The sequence below is a fragment of the Archangium sp. genome (assembly GCF_036388035.1).
Lineage (GTDB): Bacteria > Myxococcota > Myxococcia > Myxococcales > Myxococcaceae > Archangium.
Map to the genome: position 1 here is coordinate 1 of NZ_DASVSO010000839.1, position 3,261 is coordinate 3,261.

Here is a 3,261-nt window from a genome sequence, read left to right on the forward strand (position 1 = left end):
GGGTGCGCCCACATGGCCTCGCGCAGCCGCCGCGCCGGCTCCAGTTCTCATGAGGACGAGGGAAGGAGGCCGTCATGGCCCGTCGCGGCAGTGAGAGCACCATCGCGCGGTTCGAGGTATCGCGGGCGAACCAGGAGCAGGTGCTCGCCGAGAGCGCGCTGCGCGGCGAGCGCGTGGTGGCCTGGGTGCGGCTCGCGTTGGTGGTGATGGTGATGCTGAGTCAGGGCGTCATCGCCCGCATGTCCCACGAGCTGCAGCCGAGGGATCCACCGCGCATGGGGGCCGTGCTGATCTACACGGGCTACACCCTCTTCCTGGTGGCGTTCCTGCGTCGCCAGAAGCCGAACCTGAGCCATGTGCGGTGGCGGCCGGTGTTCTCCATGCTCCTGGACTTTGGCTTCTTCGGCTTCATGACGTGGCGGGCCGTCGTCACCACGGGGAGCTTCAGCCCGCAGATGCTGGCGGCGAGCTGCGCGGTGGTGCTCGCCTTCTCGGTGGCGCGCTACAGCTGGCTGCACGTGGTGCTGTCCACGGGGATGGCCTCGGCGACGTTCGCCTGGGTGAACTGGACGATGGGCGAGTTCTCCTTCTCCCGGGTGAGCTTCGTGCTCGGCTGCTACATCGCGCTCGGGCTGCTCATCGGGTGGGCGAACACGGCGGTGAGCAGCATGTTCCTGGGGCTGCGGCGGCGCGACAACCTCTCGCGCTTCCTGCCGAGGCAGGTGGTGGAGCGGGTGCTGGAGACGGGAGACGGGACGCTGGAGCCGGTGCAGCGCGAGGTGACGATCCTCTTCAGCGACATCCGGGACTTCACCTCCTTGAGCGAGACGCTCCCGCCGCGGGCGGTGCTGGCGCTGCTGGACGACTACTTCGGGCACATGGGGCAGATCGTCATGGGGCACGGGGGCATCGTGAACAAGTTCCTCGGGGACGGGATGCTGGCGTGCTGGGGCGTGCCGGACGGGGACGCGCATCACGCGCGCAACGCGATGCAGGCGGCGCTCGACATGCGGACGAAGCTCGTGGAGCTCAATGCCTGGAGGGCGCAGCGCGGGGAGCCGCCGTTGCGCATCGGCATCGGGCTGCACACCGGGGTGGTGGCGGCGGGGATGCTGGGCGGAGCCGAGCAGCACGAGTACACCATCATCGGGGACGCGGTGAACCTGACGTCGCGCGTGGAGGGCCTGACGAAGGGCCTCGGTGTGGACATCCTGGTGAGCGAGAGCACCTGGAAGGCGGGCGGGGGCCGGTTCCTGGGCGAGCGCATCTCCGAGGAGCGGGTGAAGGGGCGCCGCGAGGCGGTGGTGGTGTACTCGCTGATGGGCCGTGCGCCCGCCTCGGAGCAGGAGGCGCCCCGGCCCGTGCTGGCGAGGACCGCCAGCTGACCTACTTCGCGACCTGCGCAGCGCCCTGCGCCGGGGCCCCGAGCTTGTAGTCGCCGGTGAGCAGGGCGACGAAGAACAGGGGCCCGACGAGGGCGTGGATGAGGTTGGTGAAGAAGGACGGAGACTTCTTCTCCCAGACGGCGTGACCGGCGAGCTGGACGAGCCACCCGACGAGGGCGATGGCCACGACGGTCCAGACGGGCAGCAGGCGTCCGAGCGGGATGCAGAGCGCGGTGGCGACGGAGACGATGAGGCCCAGCTTCGTGTCGGCGCGCAGGTACCAGATGGAGGCGAGCGCCCAGGCCACGAAGGCGAGGGTGAGCGAGCCACCGGGTAGGAAGGGGACGGGCACCAGCCGCACCCAGTCCAGCATGGCGACGATGTGCAGGACGATGAGGGGGATGGCCACCTTGTGGGTGAGGCGGTTGGTGGGGTGTTGGTGGGCCGTGATGTACTCGTCGAACAGCGCCTGGGTCTGGGGCTTCAGCATGGGGTAAGTCCTTCCTCGTCGGACCGGATGCTAGGCAACCTGGGGTCAACAGGCGAGCTTCCCGGACGCATGCAGTCCGGTGGCTCGCGCTCGGGGGCTCACCGGTGCATGTCCAACCGCACCCACTCGCCCTGCTGCGCGCCCGGCTCTGGCACCAGTCCGAGCTTCACGTACGCGGCTTCCACGTCGGCCTTCTGGTGCGCGAGCACGCCCGCCATCAGCAGCCGGTCCTTCACCTTGGGGACGATGAGCGGCGCCAGCTCGATGAGCGTGTTGGCCAGGATGTTGGCCACCACCAGGTCGAAGGTGCCCTCCACCGAGGTCAGCTCCTTGCCCGACAGCTCCAGGTCCGGCGTGCCGTTGATCTCCGCGTTCTCCCGCGCCAGCTCCACCGAGATGGGGTCGTTGTCCGTGCCCACCACCCGGCCCGCCCCCAGCCTCTTGGCGGCGATGGCCAGCACGCCCGTCCCCGTCCCCACATCCAGCACACTCGCTCCGGGATGTGTGGCCATATAGGCATCCACCGCACCCAGACACAGGGAGGTGGTGGGATGGTCCCCCGTGCCGAAGGCCATCTTCGGCTCGATGACGAGGCGCACCTTGTCGGCTGGTGCATTCTGGACATCCCAGGGCGGACCCACCCAGAGCCGGCCGACCTGCACGGACTTGATGAGCGCCTTCCAGGCATTGCTCCAGTCCTGCTGCTGCTGCTCCTCGAGCTGCAGGCGCGCGGAGGGGAAGGCCTCGGCGAGCTCGGCGCGAGCGGCCTCGGCCGTGTCCGCGTCCTCGAAGTAGGCCACGACGATGGCCTCTCCCGCCGAGGGGGCGCGCACCCCGGGCATGAGGGGACCCTCGCGGTCCCGCACTTCCAGTCCCATCGCCCCCACCTCGTGCAGCAGGTCCTGCGCGGCCTCCGCCTCCGCCTCCGGCAGATCCACCGTCAGTGTCTGATACGTCCCGGTCATGTCGCCCTTCTCGCATCTCGCGTGGCTCGCCGGAAGATGCCGGGCTGGCTGCAGCGGGAAAAGAAATTTCCGAGGGAACGCGCCCGCTCCGTTGCCTGCCCCGCGAGTGAGTGGGGATGCAATGATCCCCTGTTGGAATTTGCGGTAAGCTGGCCGGCGGAAGACCCTTGGTTGGGGTTGGAGACAGACCCGTTTTCGTGCGCCCGCGGGAGGGTTGGTGGCTGTGAGCGGGGGGCGCCCACGCACGATGGATTCCCTATGAAGCGTACCCCTCGCAATGCCGGCTTCTCCCTGGTGGAAATGTCGACCGCCGTGGGCATTGTCGCCATCCTCGCCGCCCTCTCCTACGCCGCGCTGGAGGTGTTGCCGCAGCGCACGCGACTGACGGGTGGCGCGCTCGAGTTCGCCGCCACGCTGTCCA

The 3,261-nt window shown here is 69.2% G+C and carries 4 protein-coding genes; 2 read left to right on the top strand and 2 right to left on the bottom strand.

The annotated features are described in order from the left end of the window. Positions 1-74: 74 nt before the first annotated feature. Positions 75-1,385, top strand: coding sequence for an adenylate/guanylate cyclase domain-containing protein (locus VF697_RS34615; RefSeq protein ID WP_331101786.1), 1,311 nt, complete (start codon positions 75-77; stop codon positions 1,383-1,385). Position 1,386: 1 nt separating this feature from the next. Here the strand turns inward: VF697_RS34615 and VF697_RS34620 are convergent, their stop codons facing one another. After that, positions 1,387-1,875 (bottom strand): DUF962 domain-containing protein, encoded by a 489-nt coding sequence (locus VF697_RS34620; RefSeq protein ID WP_331101788.1) that lies wholly within the window; start codon positions 1,873-1,875, stop codon positions 1,387-1,389. A gap of 98 nt (positions 1,876-1,973) precedes the next feature. Beyond that, positions 1,974-2,840, bottom strand: coding sequence for a 50S ribosomal protein L11 methyltransferase (gene prmA / locus VF697_RS34625; RefSeq protein ID WP_331101789.1), 867 nt, complete (start codon positions 2,838-2,840; stop codon positions 1,974-1,976). Positions 2,841-3,098: 258 nt separating this feature from the next. Here prmA and VF697_RS43615 point away from each other — a divergent pair. Beyond that, a partial coding sequence (locus VF697_RS43615; RefSeq protein WP_414641389.1) for a pilus assembly FimT family protein occupies positions 3,099-3,261 on the top strand: 163 nt, incomplete at its 3' end.

Bases quoted from the DNA above. Each gene is read 5' to 3' on its own strand.
- prmA (WP_331101789.1), bottom strand. From the start codon at position 2,840: ATGACCGGGACGTATCAGACACTGACGGTGGATCTGCCGGAGGCGGAG.
- VF697_RS34620 (WP_331101788.1), bottom strand. From the start codon at position 1,875: ATGCTGAAGCCCCAGACCCAGGCGCTGTTCGACGAGTACATCACGGCC.
- VF697_RS34615 (WP_331101786.1), top strand. From the start codon at position 75: ATGGCCCGTCGCGGCAGTGAGAGCACCATCGCGCGGTTCGAGGTATCG.